The following is a 17,821-nucleotide window of genomic DNA, read 5'->3' on the forward strand; positions in this document are numbered from 1 at the left end:
CCCCGCGCTGCAGTTCGAGTACTGGCAGTGGCTCTCGCTCACCCTGGCCGCGCCGGTCGTGGTGTGGGGCGGCGCTCCGTTCCACCGGGCGGCCTGGACCAACCTCCGGCACGGCGCGGCCACCATGGACACCCTGGTCTCGCTCGGCACGCTCGCGGCGTTCGGCTGGTCGCTGTACGCCCTGTTCCTCGGCACCGCCGGGGTGCCGGGGATGACCCATCCGTTCGAGTTCACCATCGCGCGGACCGACGGCAGCGCCAACATCTACCTCGAAGCCGCCGCCGGGGTGACCACGTTCATCCTCGCCGGGCGCTACTTCGAGGCGCGCTCCAAGCGTCAGGCGGGCGCGGCCCTGCGAGCGCTGCTGGAGCTGGGCGCCAAGGAGGTCTCGGTCCTGCGGGACGGCACCGAGCGGCGCATCCCGGTGGTCGAGCTGGCCGTCGGCGACCTGTTCGTCGTCCGGCCGGGCGAGAAGATCGCGGCGGACGGCGAGGTGACCGAGGGGTCCTCGGCCGTGGACGCCTCCATGCTCACCGGGGAGTCGGTGCCCGTCGAGGTCGGGCCGGGCGACACCGTCGCCGGCGCGACGGTCAACGCGGGCGGCCGGCTGGTCGTGCGGGCCACCCGGGTGGGCGCGGAGACCCAGCTCGCGCAGATGGCGCGGCTGGTCGAGGACGCCCAGAACGGCAAGGCCGACGTGCAGCGGCTGGCCGACCGGATCTCCGGGATCTTCGTGCCGGTCGTGCTCGCCCTCACGGTCGCGACGTTGGGCTTCTGGATCGGCACCGGCGCGGGGCTGCCTGCGGCGTTCACCGCCGCGGTCGCCGTCCTCATCATCGCCTGCCCCTGTGCCCTGGGCCTGGCCACGCCGACCGCGCTCATGGTGGGCACCGGCCGCGGCGCCCAGCTGGGCATCCTCATCAAGGGCCCCGAGGTGCTGGAGAACACGCGCCGGGTGGACACGGTCGTCCTCGACAAGACCGGCACGGTCACCACCGGCCGGATGACGCTGCTCGACGTCGTCCCCGCGGACGGCGAGGACGCCGACCGGCTGCTGCGGCTGGCCGGCGCCCTGGAGTCGGCCTCGGAGCACCCGATCGCGCAGGCAGTGGCGCGTGGCGCGGCCGAGCGCACCGGCGCCCTCCCCGGTCGAGGGCTTCGCCAACGTCGAGGGCCTGGGCGTCACCGGGGTCGTCGAGGGATCAGCCCTCGTGGTCGGTCAGCGTCGGCTGCTCGCCGACTGGTCGCTCCCGCTCCCCGCGGACCTCGAGCGGGCGGCCGCCGACGCGGAGGCCGCCGGCCGCACCGCGATCGCCGTCGGCTGGGACGGCGCCGCACGCGGGGTCCTGGTCGTCGCGGACGCGGTGAAGCCGGGGTCGGCCGCCGCCGTCCGGCAGCTGCGCGACCTCGGGCTCACGCCGGTCCTGCTGACCGGCGACAACGAGACCGTGGCGCGGACGGTCGCGGCCGAGGTGGGCATCGACACCGTGATCGCCGAGGTCCTGCCGACGGACAAGGTCGACGTCGTCCGCCGGCTGCAGGACGAGGGCCGGACCGTGGCCATGGTGGGCGACGGGGTCAACGACGCCCCCGCCCTGGCGCAGGCCGACCTCGGGCTGGCCATGGGCACCGGCACGGACGTCGCCATCCAGGCGAGCGACCTGACCCTGGTGCGCGGTGACCTGCGGGTGGCCGCCGATGCCATCCGGCTGTCCCGGCGCACGCTGTCGACCATCAAGGGCAACCTGTTCTGGGCCTTCGCCTACAACGTGGCCGCGATCCCGCTGGCCGCGGCCGGGCTGCTCAACCCGATGATCGCCGGCGCGGCCATGGCGTTCAGCTCGGTCTTCGTGGTGACCAACAGCCTGCGACTGCGCGGCTTCGCTCCCTGGTCGAGAACCGCGACGCCACCACCGCCGTCCCCGCCGGTCGGCCCACCGGACGCGCGACGGAGCCGTCGCGGGGCTGACCGTCCCGGCAACCTTGTGCTCTGCCCCGCTCAGCGGGGCAGAGCACAAGCGTTCGCGACGAGCCCTTCCCGGCGGCCCCTTCGATGCCCGCGGATGCTTGTGCTCTGCTTCCCTCCGGTGAGCAGAGCACGACGTCACCGGCGAGCGACCACGAATCCGGCGGAGGAGCCAGCATGCGCAGGAACACCATGCGTCGCCAGCGAGCCGTGACCCGGGTGATGGCCGGTGCCGGCGCCGCCTCGGGCATCGCCCTGCTGGCGCGGCCGCAGCGCATCGTCGACGCCGTCGCTCCCGCGTTCCCGCGGGAACGCGTCTGGCTCGTCCGCGCCCTCGGCGCGCGGCTGCTCACGCAGCACGGGGCGGTCCTCGTCGCTCCCGGTCCCCGGCTGGTCCGCGTGGGCTCGGCGGTGGACCTGCTGCACGCCGCCAGCATGGTGCCGTTCCTCGCCTCGCCGAGATACGGCCGTGCGGCCCGGATCAGTGGCGGGCTGGCGGCGGCGTACGCGGCGGTGGCGCTGGGCGTCGCTGCCCGGCCCCGGAGCTAGAACGCCGGGACCAGCAGCAACGCGGTCGGCAGGAGCAGCAGCAGACCGGCCCCGGCCAGCAGCGCACCGCGGGCGGCTGCGGGCAGCGGGGACGGCGGCTCCAGCAGGCGCACCACCCGCGCCGCCGTCGCACTCCCGGAGACGGCGAGCGCGCCGCTCGGCACGCCCCTCCCCGGCTCCGCCGGCGGCCGCGACGATGGCCCTCGCCAGCGTGCGTCGCGGCGCCGTCCCGGACAGCGCGGCGAGGGCGACGTCGTCGGCCCGCATCTCGACGAGCTCACGCACGGCCGCGTGCGCCCGTGCGGCCGCCGGCAGCACCGGGAGGGCGGCCTCCCACGCGACGAACGGCAGCAGCAGCAGGTGGTGGTGCTCGGCGAGGTGCGCGCGCTCGTGGGCGACGACCGCGGCCAGCTGGTCCGCGTCCAGCTCCGCGACCATCCCCGACGAGAGGACCAGCAGCGGCCGGGCCCCCGGCAGGCAGAAGGCCACCGGGGCGGGATGCTCGAGCAGTCGCGCATCGGGCAGCTCCGCCGAGGGCTGCACCACCAGCTCCAGCAGCTCCCGGTGCCGCCGGCGGCCCGCGCCGTCCGGATCCAGGACAGCGCCAGCACACCGAGCAGCTCGGCGGCCAGCACGGCCGCCAGGGTGAGGGCGACCCAGTGGTCCCCACGGACCGGCTCGGCCGCCGGATGCGCCGTGACCACCGACCACACCGCCTCCGGCAGCGAGTGTCCCCAGGAGCCAGCCCGTGGACGAGCAGCGCTCCGATCATCGACAGGCCACCGGCCAGCCCGACCGCCTGCCAGCAGACCAGGGCGACCAGCGGGTCCCGACGCGGCCAGCGGGCCCGCGCCAGCAGCGCGGGCACGGGCCACGCCAGCAGCGCCGCCAGGACGGCGAGCGAGGCAGCGGTCGCGGGCAGCACGGGCGGCGGGGTCGAGGTCGGGTTCGGCTACGCGATCAGCGGACGGGAGCGGCGGCGTCGGCGTCGGCGGGGTCGGCGCCGCCGGCCAGCAGCTCGCGCAGCAACCGCGCCTCGTCGGCGTTCACGCTGCCCACGAAGCGGGCCAGCACGGCCTGCCGGTCCCCCGCCTGGCCGAGCACCTCGTGCATCAGCTCGGCCGCGTGATCGGCACGGCTCGACCGCGCGGAGAAGCCCCTGGGACGCGCGTCGTCGTGGACGACGAAACCCTTCTGCTCCAGCCGGGTCAGCACGGTGTGCACGGTCGTCAGCGCGACCGCGCGGTCGGCCAGCTCGTCGCGCAGCGTCGTCGCGGCGACCGGACCGCCGGCGGCCCACAACCGCTCCATGACCGCCCGCTCCAGGTCCCCCAGCGAGGCCATCGCCCCTCCTGTCGTCCGTCTCACACGACATTCTTCTACGTCTCGTAGAAGAACTCTTCTACTCGGCGTAGAAAGAACGTGTCGATCGTACGACGGTCGCTGCCGAGGGTGGAGGAGCGGGGAACGTGGACGTCCTGGACCTCGACGTACTGGACATCGCGCGCTGGCAGTTCGGGATCACGACCGTCTACCACTTCCTGATGGTCCCGCTGACCATCGGGCTGGGGATCCTGGTCGCGGTCATGCACACGATGTGGGTGCGCACCGACAAGCCCGAGTGGCTGCGCATGACGCGCTTCTGGGGCCGGATCTACCTGATCAACTTCGTGCTCGGCGTGGCCACCGGCCTGGTCCAGGAGTTCCAGTTCGGCCTGGCGTGGAGCGCGTACTCCCGCTTCGTCGGCGACGTCTTCGGCTCGCTGCTGGCCCTGGAGGCGCTGCTGGCGTTCTTCCTCGAGTCGACCTTCCTCGGCCTGTGGATCTTCGGGTGGGGACGCATCCCGAAGAAGGTGCACCTGGCCACGCTGTGGGCCGCCGTCATCGGCTCGATCGTCAGCGCCTACTTCATCATCGCGGCCAACTCCTGGATGCAGCACCCGGTCGGCGTCGTCACCGACGACGAGACCGGCCGCCCGCTGCAGGTGGACTTCCTCGCCGTCCTGACCAACAACACGGCCCTGGCCGCGTTCAGCCACGCCATCGTCGCCGCCCTGATGGTCGCCGGGGCGCTGCTGGTCGGCATCGGCCTGTGGCACCTGCGGCAGCGGAAGCTGGCCGGGCAGCCGACCACGGATGCCGCGCGCCAGCATCCAGATCACATGGTGTGGCGCCGCTCGGTGCGGCTCGGCGGGTGGGTGTCGCTGGCGGCCTTCGTCCTCGTCGCCGTCACCGGCGACTGGCAGGGCAAGCTCATGTACGAGCAGCAGCCGTTGAAGATGAGCTCGGCCGAGGCGCTCTGCGAGACCGAGGCGCCGGCGTCCTTCTCGATCTTCGCCTGGGGCAAGCTCGGCTCGAACGAGTGCGACGACGTCCACTCGATCACCGTCCCGTACCTGCTGAGCTACCTCGCGCACGGCGACTTCTCGACCGCCGTCCCCGGCGTCAACGAGCTGCAGGAGGAGTACGCGGCGGTCTACGGCGAGACCTATCCCGACGACCCGTCGTTCGGGGACAAGGCCGGCGAGCCGATCGACTACACGCCGGTGCTCGCCGTCACCTACTGGAGCTTCCGGCTGATGATCGGCATGGGCGCCGTCTCGGCCGGCGTGGCCGCCTATGCGCTGTGGGCCACCCGCAAGGGCCGGGTGCCGACGTCCCGGATCGGCGTCTACGGCTCCCTGCTCGCGGTGGCGGCGCCCTTCGTCGCCAACGCGACCGGCTGGATCTTCACCGAGATGGGCCGCCAGCCGTTCGTCGTGTACCCGAACCCCGACGTCCCGGTCGAGGACCAGGTCTACTTCTTCACCGCCCAGGCCGTCTCCCCGGCGTGAGCGCCGGGGAGGTCTGGACGTCGCTGATCTCCCTCACCCTCGTGTACGGCGCGCTCGCGGTCGTCGAGCTCTGGCTGCTCACCCGGTTCGTCCGCGCGGGCGTCACCACCGGCGACGGCGCACCGGCCCCGGGCTCCCCGCCCGAGGGGACCCCCGACGACGACGTGCCGGGCGGCGCCGACGGTTCCACGCGCGACGACGACGTCCTCTCGTTCGCCTACTGAGAACGGATCGCTGACCATGGACCTCCAGACCCTCTGGTTCGCCGCCGTCGCGGTGCTCTGGACCGGCTTCCTGCTGCTCGAGGGCTTCGACTTCGGCGTGGCCGCACTGCTGCCCGTGCTCGGCCGGCGCACCCAGGACCGGCACCTGATGCTGCGCAGCATCGGCCCGCTCTGGGACGGCAACGAGGTGTGGTTGATCACCGCCGTCGGCGCGGTGTTCGCCGCCTTCCCCGGGTGGTACGCCACCTGGCTGCCGGCCCTCTACCTGCCGTTCGTGCTGGTGCTGTTCGGCCTGATCATCCGCGCGGTCGCCTTCGAGTGGCGGCACTCCCACCACACGCCGGCGTGGGACGCGAGCTGGACCTGGGTGATCACCACCGGATCCCTGATCGCCGCCCTCGGCATCGGCGCCGCACTGGGCGCGACCACGCTCGGGCTGCCGATCGACGCCGACGGCAACCGGCTGGGCGGCGCCTTCGCAGGGGTCGGCTGGCCCGCCGTGCTCGGCGGGGTCGCCGTGCTGGCGTTCTCGCTCGTGCACGGCGCGATGTTCCTGGCGCTGAAGACCGACGGGCCGCTGCGGGCCGCGGCCGGCACCGTCGCCCGGCGGTGGGCTCCGGTGGCCGCGGTGCCGCTGCTGCTCTGGGCCGGCCTCGTGCACCTGCGCTCCGGGACGGCGATCACCGCCGCGCTCTGGGTGGTCGCCGCCCTGGCCGTGCTCGTCGCCTGGGCGCGGATCGTGGTCGGGCGCGAGGGCCAGGCGTTCGCCGCCTGGGGCGCGATGCTGGTCGCCGCCGCGGCCACCATCTTCGGTGCGGCCTACCCGGTCGTCGTCCCCTCGACGATCGACGCCGCCTTCGACGTGACGATCGCCGACGCCTCGGTCAGCGACTACACGCTGACCGTCATGACCTGGGCGGCCGGGTTCGGCCTGCCGGTGGTGCTCGGCTACCAGGCGTGGACCTACTGGGTGTTCCGGAAGCGGCTCACCGCCGAGCCGGCGCACGAGCAGCCGGCCGAGGCCCACGCATGAGCACCTCCGCGGGCCCGGCGGGGAAGGGGCCGCTCGGCGCGCTCGCCGGCGTCCCGGGGCTGACCGGCGCGCTGGCCCAGGCGGCGGCGGCCGCGCTCGTCCAGAGCACCGGCCTGGTGCTGCTCGCCGCGGGACTGGCGCACGCGATCGCCCGGGCGACCGGCAACGCCGACGGCGGGATCGGCACCCCGCTGGCGCTCGCCGCCGCCGGCGCCGTGCTGCGTGCGCTCGCCGGCACCGTCGGCGAGGTGCTCGCCGCCCGCGACGCGCGCCGCGCGGAGGACCGGCTGCGCCGCGACCTGCTCGACCGCCTCACCGCCTCCCCGCGGCGCTGACCGTCGCCGGGGGCCCCGCGCCCGCCGCAGTGCTCGCCACCACGCGGCTGCACGACCTCGGTCCTGCCCTGTCGACCTACCTGCCCGCGCTGGCGCAGACGCTCGTCGTCCCCCGGCGCTGCTGCTGGTGCTCGCCTGGACCGACCTGTTGTCGGCGGTGCTGGTCGCGGTGACCCTGCCGCTGGTGCCGCTGTTCATGGTGCTGGTCGGGAAGTACACGCAGTCCGCGACCGCCGACTCCGCCCGCGCCCTGGACCGGATCGCCGCCCACGTGGCCGAACTGGTGCGCGGGCTGCCGGTGCTCGTCGGGCTCGGCCGCGCCGCCGACCAGGCGTCCGCCCTGGCCCGGCTCGGCGAGGCGCACCGCATCCGCACGCTCGCCACGCTGCGGATCGCCTTCCTCTCCGCGCTGGTGCTCGAACTGATCGCGATGCTGTCGGTGGCGCTGGTCGCGGTCACCGTCGGGATCCGCCTGGTGCACGGGGACATGGCGCTCGCGGTCGGGCTGACGGCGCTGGTCCTGGCGCCGGAGGCGTTCGCCCCGCTGCGCTCGCTGGGCTCGGCCCACCACGCCTCGGAGGACGCGGCGCTGGCGGCGGCCGAGGCGCGCGCGGTCCTGGCGGCCCCGGCTCCGGCTCCCCGCCGGCGGCCACGGACGACGACCCGCGCGGCGCCGACCTCACCGTCCGCGGGCTGACGGTCGGCTATCCGGGGCGGCCGGTCCTGGCGCTGCCCCCGTGGACCTCGCCGTCCGCCCCGGGGAGCTGGTCGCGGTGCGCGGGCGCAGCGGCTCGGGGAAGTCGACGCTGCTCGCCGTCCTGGCGGGGCTGGTCGGCCCGGACGCGACGCTCGCCGGAACTGTCGACGGCGTCCCCGCATCGGTGGCCTCCGTGCCGCAGTTCCCCGGACCAGCGGCGCGACCGTGGCCGACGAGCTGCGGCGGCACGCGGGGTCCGGGCCCGGGATCGACGAGGTGGTCGGCGAGGCGTACGTCGTCGAGGCGCTGACCCGGCTCGGCGCGGCGGAACTGGCCGGGCGTGCACCCGGGTCCCTCTCCCCGGCGAACTGCAGAAGGTGGCGTTCGCCAGGGCCCTGGTGCGGATCCGGCGGGGGCCCGGCTCCTGCTGCTGGACGAGCCGACGGCCCACCTCGACGACGCCGCCCGCGCCCTCGTCGCCGAGATCCTGCTCGCCCTGCGCGGCACCGTGACGACGCTGCTGGTGACCCACGACCCGGCCCTGGCCGCCCTGGCCGACCGCACCGTCGACCTCCCGGCACCCGAGGCCACCCCGGAGGAACTGCCGGCGCCGAGCGTCCCGCGCCACCGGGGGCTCCGCCGCGATGCCGCACGACGAGGCTCCGGACGGCGGAACGGCACCGGTTCGCGGGGCGATGCGGCGGGCCGTGGTCGCGGGGACGCTCTCCTCGGGCGCCGGGGTCGCGCTGACCGCGGTGTCGGGCTGGCTGATCGTCCGGGCCGCCGAGATGCCGCCGATCCTCACCTTGTTGGTCGCGATCGTCGGCGTGCGCTTCTTCGGCATGGGCCGGGCGCTGCTGCGCTGGCTGGAACGGCTCACCGCGCACGACGCCGCGCTGCGCGTCGCCGCCGCCACCCGGGTCAGGATCTGGGCCGCCCTCGCCGCGCAGGGCCTCGCCGCCGACCGCACCCCGGCTCGGCGCTGGCCCGGGTCGTCGGGGACGTGGGCGTCGTGCAGGACCTCACCGTCCGGGTCCGCACACCGATGCTCGTCGCCGGCGCGGTCACCACCGGGACGGCGGCCGCGCTCGCGCTCGTCGACCCGGGCGCCGCCGGCGCCGTGGCGGTCGTCCTCGCCCTCACCGCCGGGCTCGTCGTGCTGCTGCACCGCCGGGTCGACGCCGGAGCGGCACGCGCGGACAGCACGCTCCGGGTGGCCGCGCTGGAGGAGACGACGACCGTCCTGCACGCCCTGCCCGACCTCCGGGCGCACGGCCTCGCCGACCGGGTGGCCGGCGACCTCGACCGGCTGGCCGACCGGCAGGCGGCGGCCGCCCGCACCGGCAGCCGGGCCGCAGCCATGGGCACCGGGCTGATCGGCCTCGGCACGGGCCTGGCGGCGGTCCTGGCGACGGCCGTCGGCGCGGGCCGACTCGACGGGCCGGCGCTCGCCGTCCTCGCACTGGCGCCGCTGGCCCTCGCCGAGCCGCTGGCCGGGTTCGTCGGGGCCCTGCAGCGCCGGGGCGCGCTGGCCGACGCCCGGGCCCGCCTCGACGCCGTGCTCACCGCGCCGGTGCCGGCCGATCCCCCGAGCCCCTGCCGGTCCCGGCGGCGGTGCGGGAGCTCGCCGTGGACGACCTCGCCGCCGGCTGGCCGACCGGCCCCGACGTCCTGCGCGGGCTGGCCGCCACCGCTCGCGCCGGGGACGGGTGGCTCGTCGTCCGCGGCCCCTCCGGGGCGGGCAAGTCGACGCTGCTCGCCGTGCTCATGGCGGCGCTGCGGCCTCGCGCGGGCAGCTACGCACTGGACGGGATCGACACCGCCCGGCTGACCGGGGCCGCTGTGCGGTCCCGCATCGCCTGGCTGCCCCAGGAGTCGCACGTCTTCGCGTCGTCGATCCGCGCCAACCTGGCGGTGGCCGCGCCGCGCGGCGAGCTGGCCGGCCCGGACGGCGAGGCCCGGATGCGCGCGGCGCTCGCGGTCGCCGGGCTGGGCGGCCTGCTCGCCGGTCTGCCCCACGGGCTGGACACCCCCGTCGGCGCCGGCGGCACGGCACTGTCCGGTGGGGAGCGCCGGCGGCTGGCCGCGGCCCGCGCGCTGCTGGCCGACCGCGACGTCGTCCTGCTCGACGAGCCGACGGCCCATCTCGACCCGCCGACCGCCGCCGCGCTCGTCGACGACCTGCGGCGGGCGCTCGCCGGCCGGGTGGTGGTGTGCGTGACCCACGACGAGCTCGAGCGCCCCGGCGACGCCGTCGTCCGGCTCAGCAGCGTGGGCGCGGGGGTCTGATCCGTCGTACCCGTGCGCCAAGGTGTCGGTCATGGCTGCTGCATTCACCGGACACGTCTTCCTGGGCATGAGCGTCGACGGGTTCATCGCCCGGCTCGACGGCACCCTCTCCTTCCTCGACGCGGACGGCGGCGGCGGGCCGCCGGACGACGGCGAGGGCGGTGACTTCGGCTTCGCCGACTTCGTGGCCGGCGTCGACGCGATCGTCATGGGCCGCAGCACCTACGACTTCATCGCGCCGTTCGACGACTGGCCCTACCAGGGCCGGCCGGTGCACGTGCTCAGCACGACCCTGGATCCGGGCGCCGATCCGCGGATCACCGTGCACCGGTCGCTGGACGACGCGGTGGCCGCGCTGACCGCGGGCGGCGTCCGGCGGGCGTACGTCGACGGCGGGCGGACGGTGCACGCCTTCCTGCGTGCCGGCCTGATCGCCGACCTCACCCTCTCGCGGGTGCCGGTCCTGATCGGGACGGGACTCACTCCGTTCGGCGAGCTGGCGGCCGACATCCCGCTGGAGCACGTGCGCACGCAGACCTTCCGCGGCGGCATGGTGCAGTCCACCTACCGGGTGGCCGGTCGGTGAGCGGGTCTCACTCGGCGAGGGGCACCGAGACCGGGATCTCCGGGCCGAGGCGGGCGCCCTGCAGCAGCTCGAGGTCGTCGCCGGACCAGAAGCTGCCCGGGTCGTAGGCGTTGAGCGGCCGGTCCCCCGGCAGCAGCTCCATCGCGGTGTAGGTCGCGGCGACCAGCTCGGCGCAGAACACCGTCTCGGCGGCGGTCTGCCGCCGGAGCCGTCCGTTGACCCAGCCGCGCACGAGGCCGCGGGTGGTCGGGAACGGGCGGCCGTCCAGCCGGGCGATCGTGCGCAGGACGGCGTCCTCCATCGCCGGGGTGACACCGCCGTCCGCGGCCGGGCCCACGAGCTGCCGCAGCCACGCCTTCTGGCCGTAGCGGCGGCGCCAGGTCAGGACGGCGTCGCGCAGGTCGTGCAGCTGCACCCCGCGCTGGTGCTCGCCGGTCCACGCGTCGGGCAGCGACCTCCCGAGCTCGGCGTGCCAGAGCAGCGGCGGCAGGTCCTCCAGCACGACGGCCATGCCGACGTGGTTGACCGGGGCGTTGGTCAGCGCTCGGATGGCGCGGTCGGCCACGGAGGGGCCGCGGAAGACCCACACGTCGCCGGTGCGGGTGAGGTCCACCGCGTCGTCCAAGGAAAGGTCGGGCATGCCCCCAACCTAGAGCGCGTAGGTTACCGACCGTGCGCATCTGGAAGCTGCTGGGAGTTGCCGGGCTCGCGGGAGTCGCGGCCGGGAGTGTCGTGCTGGCCCGCAACGAGCGCCAGCGACGCGCCTACACGCCCGACGGCGTCCGGGCCCGGCTGCACGAGCGGGCGGCGTCGGCCGAGCAGCAGCCGGCGCCGGCTCCCCCGCGGAGCTGATCGGCGGACGACGGCACCGGCTGGCCGCCGAGATCCGGCGTCGCCGGGCCCGCAGGGCCTCGGCCGGCTGGGACCTCGACGGCGAGTACTTCGGCTGACCCGCCGCTCGGCACCCGGGCCGCCGGTCACGCAGGGGTCAGGATCCGCGCCGGGTTGGCCACCATCATCCGGTCGACGTCCTCCGGGGACGCGCCGCCCGCGAGCAGCATCGGGACGATGCGCCGCGGGATGTTCTCGACGTGCCAGTGCGGCGCGTGCACCGCGCGCCACGACGGCGGGGTGACCCGGCTGAAGGTCGCCGCGTCGTGCGAGAGCACCATCCGGTCGGCGTAGCCCAGGCGCAGCAGGTCGAGGACGACGGCCACCCGGCGCTCGTCGGGCAGCACGTGCTCCATCCCGAACCGGTCCATGCCGATCGTCGAGCCGGCGTCCATCAGGGTCCGCAGGTAGGCGACGTCCTCGGAGTCGCCGCAGTGCCCGATGACGACGCGGGACAGGTCGACCCCGGCCGCGCGCAGGAACGCCTGCTGGTCCAGTCCGTTGCGCAGGTCCGGCCGGCTGTGGGTCGTGATCGGCACGCCGGTCTGCTGGTGCACTACCGCCGCTGCGCTCATCACCCGGGCCACGTCGTCGGTGATCCCGGGGCGTCCGTGACCACCTTGAGCATCCCGGCGCGCACGCCGGTGCCCGCGATGCCCTCCTCGATGTCGCCGACGAAGAACTCGACCAGCGGGTCGGGACCGCCCACCAGCCGGCCCGGCCCGTGAGTGCGGAAGAACGGCGGCAGGACGTCGTCGGTGTAGTAGCCGGTCGACGCCACGAGGTGCACCGGCACCTGCTGCGCGACGCGGGCGACCCGGCCGACGTCGCGGCCGAGCCCGAGCACGGTGAGGTCCACGACGGTGCGCACCCCCAGCCGGTAGAGCGCGGTGAGCTGGCGGGCGGCGCGGGCGACGGCCGCGTCCTCGTCCCAGTCCGGGTGCGGGTGGTTGACGTCGAGCTCGGTGCTGCCCACGAAGACGTGCTCGTGGATCAGCGTGCGGCCGAGCGACCCGGGATCCACCGGGCCGCGGAAGGTCTGCACCCCGCCGCCGGGGCGGCCGCCGACGCGGCCGCCCCGGTCGGGTGCGGGTGTGCCGTCGGTCACTCGGCGGAGTCGCGGATGGCCTCGTAGACGGGCAGCTGCTCCTCGCTGAGGTTCGCCCGGAGGTACTCCTCCACCTGGGTGCGGAAGGCGTCGGTGTCGACGTCGTCGACGATCTCGAAGTCGCCGGCGGCCTCCCACTCGTCGAGGATCGTCTGCTCGTCCTCCTCCACGCAGCCGGGCACCTGCTCGACCGCGGTGTCGATGGCGGCGCTCAGGGCGTCCTGCTGCTCGCTGGAGAGCTCGTCCCACACGGGCCCGACGATGACCAGGTTGGAGTTCTCCTGGTGCGCGGACAGGCTCAGGTAGTCCTGCACCTCACCGAGGTTGGAGGCCGAGATGTTGACGATCGGGTTCTCCTGGCCGTCGACGATCCCCTGCTGCAGCGCCAGGTACAGCTCCTCGTAGGCGACCTCGGTGGCGCTGGCGCCCAGGGCCTCGGCGTTCATCAGGAACTGCGGCGAGTTCGGGAACCGCATCCGCAGGCCGTCGAGGTCCTCGGGGGTGCGGATCGCCGTGTTGGCCGTGAAGTGGCGGGCCCCGGCAGACCACGCGCCGAGCACGTTCACGCCGGTCTCCTCGGCGAAGCCCTGCTTCAGCTCGTCGGAGGCCTCGCTGCCGAAGAACCGGGCCAGGTGCTCGCCGTCGTCGAAGGCGTAGGCCGCGTCGACGACGCTCATCGGCTCGTACACCGCGCCGAGGGCCGACGCGCCCTGGATGTCGATGTCGATGTCGCCGGAGACGACCGACTGGATGCGGTCGGCGTCGCCGCCGAGCTGGCTGCTCGAGAAGACCTCGACGGTCATCCCGACGTCGGCGGCCTCGACCTCGTCGGCGATCACCTGCGCACCGCACCGGTGCTGGGGCTGCTGCTCGGTGTAGCTGTGCGCGAGGGTCAGCTCGACCTCGCCACCAGCACCTCCGCCGCCACCGCCGGTGTCGCCGTCGTCGCCGCCGCAGGCGGTGAGGACCAGGGGCGCGAGGAGGGCGGCCGCGAGGAGCGGGTGCCGGTATCGGGTGCGACTGGACATGGGAATTCCCTTCGTCGGGGTCCGGTGGGTTCGTGCGGAGCGGGCGGTCATGCCGACCGCCCGGGGAGCTCGAGCTCGCCGGCGACGAGCTCGTCGAAATCGGTGACCATCGCCGCCCGGGAGGCGGGACGGCCGGTGAAGAGTTCGAAGGAGTCGGCGGCCTGGTTGACCGCCATGCCGGCGCCGGTCAGCACCCGGCAGCCCCGCTCCGTCGCCGACCGCACGAGGGCGGTCACCAGCGGGCGGTAGACGATGTCGGCGACCCACAGGCGGTCGTGCAGCAGGGCCGCCTCCACCGGCGCGCCCGGGTGCGCGGCCATCCCCATGGGCGTGGCGTTGACCAGTCCGGACGCCCGCGACAGCAGTGCGGGCAGCCGGTCGGGGGTGTCGGTGCTGCCGCGTCCGGCGTGCCCTGGGCCCAGCGTCGCCAGCAGCCGCTCGGCACGGCCCCGGTCGGTGTCGACCACGTGCAGGGCGCCGGCGCCCAGGTCGGCGAGCGCATGCGCGACGGCCGTGCCCGCGCCGCCCGCGCCGACCAGCACGATGTCGTCGAGGTCGGCACCCGGCAGGCCCTGGCGCACCGCGGCCGCGAAGCCGGTGACGTCGGTGTTGTGCCCCGTGGTCGTGCCGTCGCGGATGACCACCGTGTTGATCGCCCCGATGGCGGCCGCCCCCGGGGACAGCTCGTCGACCAGCGGCGTCATCACGTGCTTGACCGGGTGGGTGACGTTGAGGCCGTCGAAGCCGAGTTCGACGGCGTGGGCGAGCAGCCCGCGCAGCCGTTCCGGGGCCAGCTGGGCGTCGTCCAGCTCGATCGACCGGTAGACGTAGCGGAGGTCCTGCCGGAGCCCCTCGCGCTCGTGCAGCTCCGGGGAGAGGGAGGGCCCGATGCCCTGCCCGAACAGGCCGGCGAGATAGGAGCGGCTCACAGTCCGAGCACCTCCGGCAGCCACAGCACGGCGTCGGGGAAGAGGACGATCAGCACGCAGATCGCGACGAGCGGCACGATGAACGGCAGCGACCCGCGGAAGACCACGCTCACCTTGGTCTCCGCCACGTGGCTCAGGACGTAGAGCACGGTGCCGACCGGCGGGGTCAGCAGCCCGATCATCAGCGAGACGATCATCAGGACGCCGAGCACGATGGGGTCGACGCCGAAGCTCGCGCTGATCGGCAGCAGGATCGGCACGACCAGCACGAGGACGGCGGTCGGGTCGATGACCGTGCCGAGGATCAGCATCAGCACGGCGGTCATCGCCAGGAACACCGTGGCGTTCTCGGTGAACCCGAAGACGTTCTCGGCCAGCAGCTGGGGCACCCGCTCGCGGGCCAGGATGTAGCCCAGCAGCGACGCCGAGGAGACGATGATCATGATCGCCGCCGTCGTGGTGACGGTCTCGGTGAGCACCTTGGGCAGCTCGCGGACGTGCAGGCTCCGGTAGATCAGGCAGAGCAGCAGCATGTACGCGGCGCCGACCGCGGCGGCCTCGGTCGGGGTGAAGAAGCCGCCCAGGATCCCGCCCAGGATGATCACCGGCGCCAGGAGCGGGCCGGCCACCCGCTTCCCGGTGGCCAGCAGGTGCTGCATCGAGAACGGGGTGCGCTGGATGTCGGGCATCCGGCGCACCAGGACGAAGACCACGATGCACAGCCCCACCGCCATCAGCATCGCCGGGACGACGGAGGCGGCGAAGAGCGCACCGGTCGAGACGGCGGCGAGGCCGGCGAAGATGACCGCGGGGATGCTCGGCGGCATGACCGGTGCGATCAGGAGGCCGCCCCGGTGACGCCGACCCCGAACTTCAGCGGATAGCCGTTGCGCAGCATGGCCGGGATCTGCACCTTGCCCAGGGCCGCGGCGTCGGCGACCGCCGACCCGCTCATCCACGAGAAACCCAGGCTGACCCCGACGCTGACGTAGCCCAGCCCGCCGCGGACCCGGCCCAGCAGGGCGAGGGCGAAGTCGAAGAGCCGGTCGGCGATGCCACCCCGGTTGGCGACGACACCCAGCAGCACGAAGAGCGGGACGGCCAGCAGGGGAAGCTCGCCGTGGCGTTGATGATCAGCCGCAGCGCCAGACCCACGGACTGGTCGGTGAGCCACATGTAGCCCAGCGACGGTCCCAGGAACGCGAAGGCGACGGGTACCCGCAGGACCAGCAGGACGACGATGGCGATCGACAGCAGCAGCAGTTCCATCAGGCGCGCACCTCGGTGTGCTCGGGCGCGGCCGGGACGCCACGGACGGCGAAGACCACCGCGGCGACAGCCCCCGGACTGCGGTGCTGACGAAGCCCAGGAACGGGAAGAGGTAGAGCAGGGTCAGCGGCATGCGCAGCGACGGCGAGCGCACGTCGCCCCCGGGCCGGTCATGAGCTCCCACGCCTCGATGGCGAAGCCCACGCTGATGACCGCGACCGTGGCGCACGCGAAGATGCGGACGGCCCGGACGACGATCGGCTTCCTGATCGAGTCGACCAGCTGCAGGGCGATGTGCGAGTCGGACGTCACCAGGACGCCGGCCACGGTGAAGGTCAGCCAGACCAGGCTGAAGCGCGAGAGCTCGCCGGTCCAGGACCAGCCGTCCACCGGCAGGTAGCGCTGGCCGGCCTGCACGAGCACCAGCACGAACATGATCACCAGGGCCACCGCGCCGAGGGCGAGCTCGATCCTGGTGATCCAGCGGACCCACGGGGTCCACCAGCGCGGGGGCGCCTCGGACGCGGTCCGTTCGCTCACCACGCCCTCCTCTCGGTCCACGCCGGTGTGCCGGCGGTCACAGCCATGCCGGGACCGTAGGAGCCGGAGATCAACCCGAGCAAGCGGTTGCGCAAGTTGCCCAGGTCACGGTTCGATGACGCCGTGAGCAACCCGACGATCTACGACGTCGCCCGCACGGCCGGGGTGGCGACCTCCACGGTGTCGCGCGCGTTCAGCAACCGCGGCCGCCTCGGGGAGGCGACCCGCACCCATGTGCTCCAGGTCGCCAGGGAGCTGGGGTACGCGCCCAATCCGCACGCGCGGGCGCTGACCTCCCGCCGGACGCAGACGCTGGCGATGGTGGTCTCCGACATCACGAACCCGCACTTCTTCGAGCTCATCCGGGGCGCGGAGATGCGGGCCAAGGCGGCCGAGTACACCCTCGTGCTGGTCAACGCCGAGGAATCCCCCGGATGGAGCTGGAGCAGGTGCGCCGGCTGTCCCGGTCGGTCGACGGCTTCCTGCTCGCCGCCAGCCGCCAGCCCACCGACATCCTGGTGAAGCTGGCCGTCGACCACCCGGTGGTCATGGTCAACCGTCGCGTCCCGGGCCTGGCCAGCGTGGTGGTGGAGCACACCGAGGGCTGCCGGCAGATGGTGGCCCACCTGGCCTCGCTCGGGCACTCGTCGGTCGTCTACCTGGCCGGACCGCAGAACTCCTGGATGGCGGCCAGCCGGTGGGAGGCGATCGGTGACGCGGCGGCCGAGCACGGGCTGTCCGCGGTCCGGGCCGGACCGTTCACCCCGACGGTGGCGCACGGCGGCGCCGCGGCGGACGCGGCGCTGCGCACGGGGGCGACGGCGGTCATCGCGCACAACGACCTGCTGGCCATCGGGGTGCTGCGCCGGCTGGCCGACCGCGCCGTCCGCGTGCCGGGCGACGTGAGCGTCGTCGGCTTCGACGACATCTTCGCCGCCGACCTCTGCACGCCGCGGCTGACCACGCTCGGCGGCGCGCACGAGAACGTCGGCCGAGCGGCCGTCGAGATCCTGCTCGAGGCGGTCGGCGCGCCCCGTGACCTCCGCCTCGCCCCCGAGATCGCACTGCCCTCCGAGCTGGTCCTGCGCGACTCCACCGGTGCCCCCGGTTCCACCCCTCGAGAGGACCACCCATGACCCCGACGCGTTTCCGCCGCGCCATCGCCACGGTCTGCCTGTCGGGCACGCTGGAGGACAAGCTCGCCGCCGCTGTCGGCGCGAGCTTCGACGGGGTCGAGGTGTTCGAACCGGATCTGCTCGCCTCGCCCTGGTCGCCGGCGGAGGTCGCCCTGCGGTGCGCCGACCTGGGCCTCTCGATCGACCTGTACCAGCCCTTCCGGGACCTCGACTCGACCGATCCGCACCGCTTCGGCCGCAACCTGCGCCGCGCGGAGCGGAAGTTCGACGTCATGGCCGCGCTGGGCACCTCCACGGTGCTGGTCTGCTCCTCGGTCGGCGCGGACGCCGTGGACGACCCCGACCGGCTCGCCGAGCAGCTGGCGGCGGCAGCCGACCGGGCGGCGGCCCGCGGACTCCGGATCGCC

At 74.5% G+C, this 17,821-nt stretch carries 22 protein-coding genes and 5 pseudogenes; 17 read left to right on the forward strand and 10 right to left on the reverse strand.

The features are described from left to right. Nucleotides 1-211: 211 nt before the first annotated feature. From U6N30_RS18560 to U6N30_RS18570, 3 genes and pseudogenes are all read left to right on the forward strand, one after another. Nucleotides 212-982: pseudogene (locus U6N30_RS18560) on the forward strand (HAD-IC family P-type ATPase); the annotation flags it as partial. 229 nt (nucleotides 983-1,211) lie between these two features. Next, nucleotides 1,212-2,180, forward strand: coding sequence for an HAD-IC family P-type ATPase (locus U6N30_RS18565; protein WP_324273415.1), 969 nt, complete (start codon nucleotides 1,212-1,214; stop codon nucleotides 2,178-2,180). Beyond that, entirely contained in the window at nucleotides 2,144-2,515 is a 372-nt protein-coding gene (locus tag U6N30_RS18570) for a hypothetical protein (protein WP_324278593.1), read from the forward strand. The genes U6N30_RS18565 and U6N30_RS18570 overlap by 37 nt, the downstream gene beginning before the upstream one ends. A 405-nt stretch (nucleotides 2,516-2,920) precedes the next feature. Here U6N30_RS18570 and U6N30_RS18575 read toward each other — a convergent pair. Together U6N30_RS18575 and U6N30_RS18580 are read right to left on the reverse strand one after the other, a co-directional pair. After that, a pseudogene (locus tag U6N30_RS18575) lies at nucleotides 2,921-3,226 on the reverse strand (M48 family metalloprotease); the annotation flags it as partial. 249 nt (nucleotides 3,227-3,475) lie between these two features. Beyond that, nucleotides 3,476-3,859, reverse strand: a complete 384-nt coding sequence (locus U6N30_RS18580; RefSeq protein ID WP_324273416.1) for a BlaI/MecI/CopY family transcriptional regulator — start codon at nucleotides 3,857-3,859, stop codon at nucleotides 3,476-3,478. Nucleotides 3,860-3,984: 125 nt separating this feature from the next. Between U6N30_RS18580 and U6N30_RS18585 the strand changes: the two genes are divergently transcribed. The 10 genes and pseudogenes from U6N30_RS18585 to U6N30_RS18630 all read left to right on the forward strand — a co-directional run bounded on the left by U6N30_RS18585 (nucleotide 3,985) and on the right by U6N30_RS18630 (nucleotide 10,513). Further along, nucleotides 3,985-5,349 (forward strand): cytochrome ubiquinol oxidase subunit I, encoded by a 1,365-nt coding sequence (locus U6N30_RS18585; RefSeq protein WP_324273417.1) that lies wholly within the window; start codon nucleotides 3,985-3,987, stop codon nucleotides 5,347-5,349. After that, entirely contained in the window at nucleotides 5,346-5,573 is a 228-nt protein-coding gene (locus U6N30_RS18590; RefSeq protein WP_324273418.1) for a hypothetical protein, read from the forward strand. Before U6N30_RS18585 ends, U6N30_RS18590 begins: the two co-directional genes overlap by 4 nt. A gap of 16 nt (nucleotides 5,574-5,589) precedes the next feature. Further along, nucleotides 5,590-6,606, forward strand: coding sequence for a cytochrome d ubiquinol oxidase subunit II (cydB, locus tag U6N30_RS18595; protein ID WP_324273419.1), 1,017 nt, complete (start codon nucleotides 5,590-5,592; stop codon nucleotides 6,604-6,606). Then, complete coding sequence (locus U6N30_RS18600; RefSeq protein WP_324273420.1) at nucleotides 6,603-6,941, forward strand: hypothetical protein; 339 nt, start codon at nucleotides 6,603-6,605, stop codon at nucleotides 6,939-6,941. The genes cydB and U6N30_RS18600 overlap by 4 nt, the downstream gene beginning before the upstream one ends. 29 nt (nucleotides 6,942-6,970) lie before the next feature. Next, the gene (locus U6N30_RS18605) at nucleotides 6,971-7,114 is read left to right on the forward strand and encodes a hypothetical protein (RefSeq protein ID WP_324273421.1); all 144 of its coding nucleotides are present in this window, start codon (nucleotides 6,971-6,973) and stop codon (nucleotides 7,112-7,114) included. Next, entirely contained in the window at nucleotides 7,069-7,638 is a 570-nt protein-coding gene (locus tag U6N30_RS18610) for an ABC transporter transmembrane domain-containing protein (protein ID WP_324273422.1), read from the forward strand. The genes U6N30_RS18605 and U6N30_RS18610 overlap by 46 nt, the downstream gene beginning before the upstream one ends. A 55-nt stretch (nucleotides 7,639-7,693) precedes the next feature. Continuing rightward, nucleotides 7,694-7,783: pseudogene (locus U6N30_RS34150) on the forward strand (ATP-binding cassette domain-containing protein); the annotation flags it as partial. 195 nt (nucleotides 7,784-7,978) lie between these two features. Continuing rightward, nucleotides 7,979-9,469 carry a hypothetical protein gene (locus U6N30_RS18620; protein WP_324273423.1) on the forward strand — a complete coding sequence of 497 codons (1,491 nt, stop codon included), beginning with the start codon at nucleotides 7,979-7,981 and terminating at the stop codon, nucleotides 9,467-9,469. Continuing rightward, nucleotides 9,406-9,927, forward strand: coding sequence for an ATP-binding cassette domain-containing protein (locus tag U6N30_RS18625; protein WP_324278370.1), 522 nt, complete (start codon nucleotides 9,406-9,408; stop codon nucleotides 9,925-9,927). The genes U6N30_RS18620 and U6N30_RS18625 overlap by 64 nt, the downstream gene beginning before the upstream one ends. A 31-nt stretch (nucleotides 9,928-9,958) precedes the next feature. Next, a complete protein-coding gene (locus U6N30_RS18630) occupies nucleotides 9,959-10,513 on the forward strand; it encodes a dihydrofolate reductase family protein (RefSeq protein WP_324273424.1) in 555 nt (184 codons plus the stop codon). 7 nt (nucleotides 10,514-10,520) lie between these two features. Here the strand turns inward: U6N30_RS18630 and U6N30_RS18635 are convergent, their stop codons facing one another. Continuing rightward, on the reverse strand, nucleotides 10,521-11,153 hold the full coding sequence (locus tag U6N30_RS18635) for a hypothetical protein (protein WP_324273425.1): 633 nt from the start codon (nucleotides 11,151-11,153) through the stop codon (nucleotides 10,521-10,523). A 32-nt stretch (nucleotides 11,154-11,185) separates the two neighbouring features. Between U6N30_RS18635 and U6N30_RS18640 the strand changes: the two genes are divergently transcribed. Beyond that, nucleotides 11,186-11,365 (forward strand): hypothetical protein, encoded by a 180-nt coding sequence (locus U6N30_RS18640; RefSeq protein ID WP_324273426.1) that lies wholly within the window; start codon nucleotides 11,186-11,188, stop codon nucleotides 11,363-11,365. Between the two features lie 125 nt (nucleotides 11,366-11,490). Here the strand turns inward: U6N30_RS18640 and U6N30_RS34155 are convergent. The 7 genes and pseudogenes from U6N30_RS34155 to U6N30_RS18680 all read right to left on the reverse strand — a co-directional run bounded on the left by U6N30_RS34155 (nucleotide 11,491) and on the right by U6N30_RS18680 (nucleotide 16,278). Then, nucleotides 11,491-12,512, reverse strand: a pseudogene (locus U6N30_RS34155) (phosphotriesterase family protein). Next, a complete protein-coding gene (locus U6N30_RS18655; RefSeq protein ID WP_324273428.1) occupies nucleotides 12,509-13,540 on the reverse strand; it encodes a DctP family TRAP transporter solute-binding subunit in 1,032 nt (343 codons plus the stop codon). Before U6N30_RS18655 ends, U6N30_RS34155 begins: the two are co-directional and overlap by 4 nt. 47 nt (nucleotides 13,541-13,587) lie before the next feature. Next, complete coding sequence (locus U6N30_RS18660) at nucleotides 13,588-14,469, reverse strand: shikimate dehydrogenase (protein ID WP_324273429.1); 882 nt, start codon at nucleotides 14,467-14,469, stop codon at nucleotides 13,588-13,590. Further along, nucleotides 14,466-15,296, reverse strand: coding sequence for a TRAP transporter large permease (locus U6N30_RS18665; protein ID WP_324273430.1), 831 nt, complete (start codon nucleotides 15,294-15,296; stop codon nucleotides 14,466-14,468). Before U6N30_RS18665 ends, U6N30_RS18660 begins: the two co-directional genes overlap by 4 nt. An 11-nt stretch (nucleotides 15,297-15,307) precedes the next feature. Next, nucleotides 15,308-15,523 (reverse strand): TRAP transporter large permease subunit, encoded by a 216-nt coding sequence (locus tag U6N30_RS18670; RefSeq protein ID WP_324278372.1) that lies wholly within the window; start codon nucleotides 15,521-15,523, stop codon nucleotides 15,308-15,310. After that, nucleotides 15,421-15,738, reverse strand: a complete 318-nt coding sequence (locus tag U6N30_RS18675; RefSeq protein ID WP_324278594.1) for a hypothetical protein — start codon at nucleotides 15,736-15,738, stop codon at nucleotides 15,421-15,423. Before U6N30_RS18675 ends, U6N30_RS18670 begins: the two co-directional genes overlap by 103 nt. 123 nt (nucleotides 15,739-15,861) lie before the next feature. Then, nucleotides 15,862-16,278 (reverse strand): TRAP transporter small permease, encoded by a 417-nt coding sequence (locus U6N30_RS18680; protein WP_324273431.1) that lies wholly within the window; start codon nucleotides 16,276-16,278, stop codon nucleotides 15,862-15,864. 123 nt (nucleotides 16,279-16,401) lie between these two features. Here U6N30_RS18680 and U6N30_RS18685 point away from each other — a divergent pair, with 123 nt between their 5' ends. The 3 genes and pseudogenes from U6N30_RS18685 to U6N30_RS18695 all read left to right on the forward strand — a co-directional run. After that, nucleotides 16,402-16,800, forward strand: coding sequence for a LacI family DNA-binding transcriptional regulator (locus U6N30_RS18685; RefSeq protein ID WP_324273432.1), 399 nt, complete (start codon nucleotides 16,402-16,404; stop codon nucleotides 16,798-16,800). Then, the gene (locus U6N30_RS18690; RefSeq protein WP_324273433.1) at nucleotides 16,713-17,414 is read left to right on the forward strand and encodes a LacI family DNA-binding transcriptional regulator; all 702 of its coding nucleotides are present in this window, start codon (nucleotides 16,713-16,715) and stop codon (nucleotides 17,412-17,414) included. Before U6N30_RS18685 ends, U6N30_RS18690 begins: the two co-directional genes overlap by 88 nt. Next, a pseudogene (locus U6N30_RS18695) lies at nucleotides 17,411-17,797 on the forward strand (sugar phosphate isomerase/epimerase family protein); the annotation flags it as partial. The gene U6N30_RS18690 and the pseudogene U6N30_RS18695, both read left to right, overlap by 4 nt. Nucleotides 17,798-17,821: the final 24 nt, after the last annotated feature.

Source organism: Blastococcus brunescens (genome assembly GCF_035320885.1).
Taxonomy (GTDB): Bacteria; Actinomycetota; Actinomycetes; order Mycobacteriales; family Geodermatophilaceae; genus Blastococcus_B; species Blastococcus_B brunescens.

Coding starts and splice junctions, on each gene's coding strand:
- U6N30_RS18570 (WP_324278593.1), top strand. CDS start 2,144: ATGCGCAGGAACACCATGCGTCGCCAGCGAGCCGTGACCCGGGTGATG.
- U6N30_RS18580 (WP_324273416.1), bottom strand. CDS start 3,859: ATGGCCTCGCTGGGGGACCTGGAGCGGGCGGTCATGGAGCGGTTGTGG.
- cydB (WP_324273419.1), top strand. CDS start 5,590: ATGGACCTCCAGACCCTCTGGTTCGCCGCCGTCGCGGTGCTCTGGACC.
- U6N30_RS18600 (WP_324273420.1), top strand. CDS start 6,603: ATGAGCACCTCCGCGGGCCCGGCGGGGAAGGGGCCGCTCGGCGCGCTC.
- U6N30_RS18625 (WP_324278370.1), top strand. CDS start 9,406: ATGGCGGCGCTGCGGCCTCGCGCGGGCAGCTACGCACTGGACGGGATC.
- U6N30_RS18630 (WP_324273424.1), top strand. CDS start 9,959: ATGGCTGCTGCATTCACCGGACACGTCTTCCTGGGCATGAGCGTCGAC.
- U6N30_RS18635 (WP_324273425.1), bottom strand. CDS start 11,153: ATGCCCGACCTTTCCTTGGACGACGCGGTGGACCTCACCCGCACCGGC.
- U6N30_RS18655 (WP_324273428.1), bottom strand. CDS start 13,540: ATGTCCAGTCGCACCCGATACCGGCACCCGCTCCTCGCGGCCGCCCTC.
- U6N30_RS18665 (WP_324273430.1), bottom strand. CDS start 15,296: ATGCCGCCGAGCATCCCCGCGGTCATCTTCGCCGGCCTCGCCGCCGTC.
- U6N30_RS18675 (WP_324278594.1), bottom strand. CDS start 15,738: ATGGAACTGCTGCTGCTGTCGATCGCCATCGTCGTCCTGCTGGTCCTG.
- U6N30_RS18690 (WP_324273433.1), top strand. CDS start 16,713: ATGGAGCTGGAGCAGGTGCGCCGGCTGTCCCGGTCGGTCGACGGCTTC.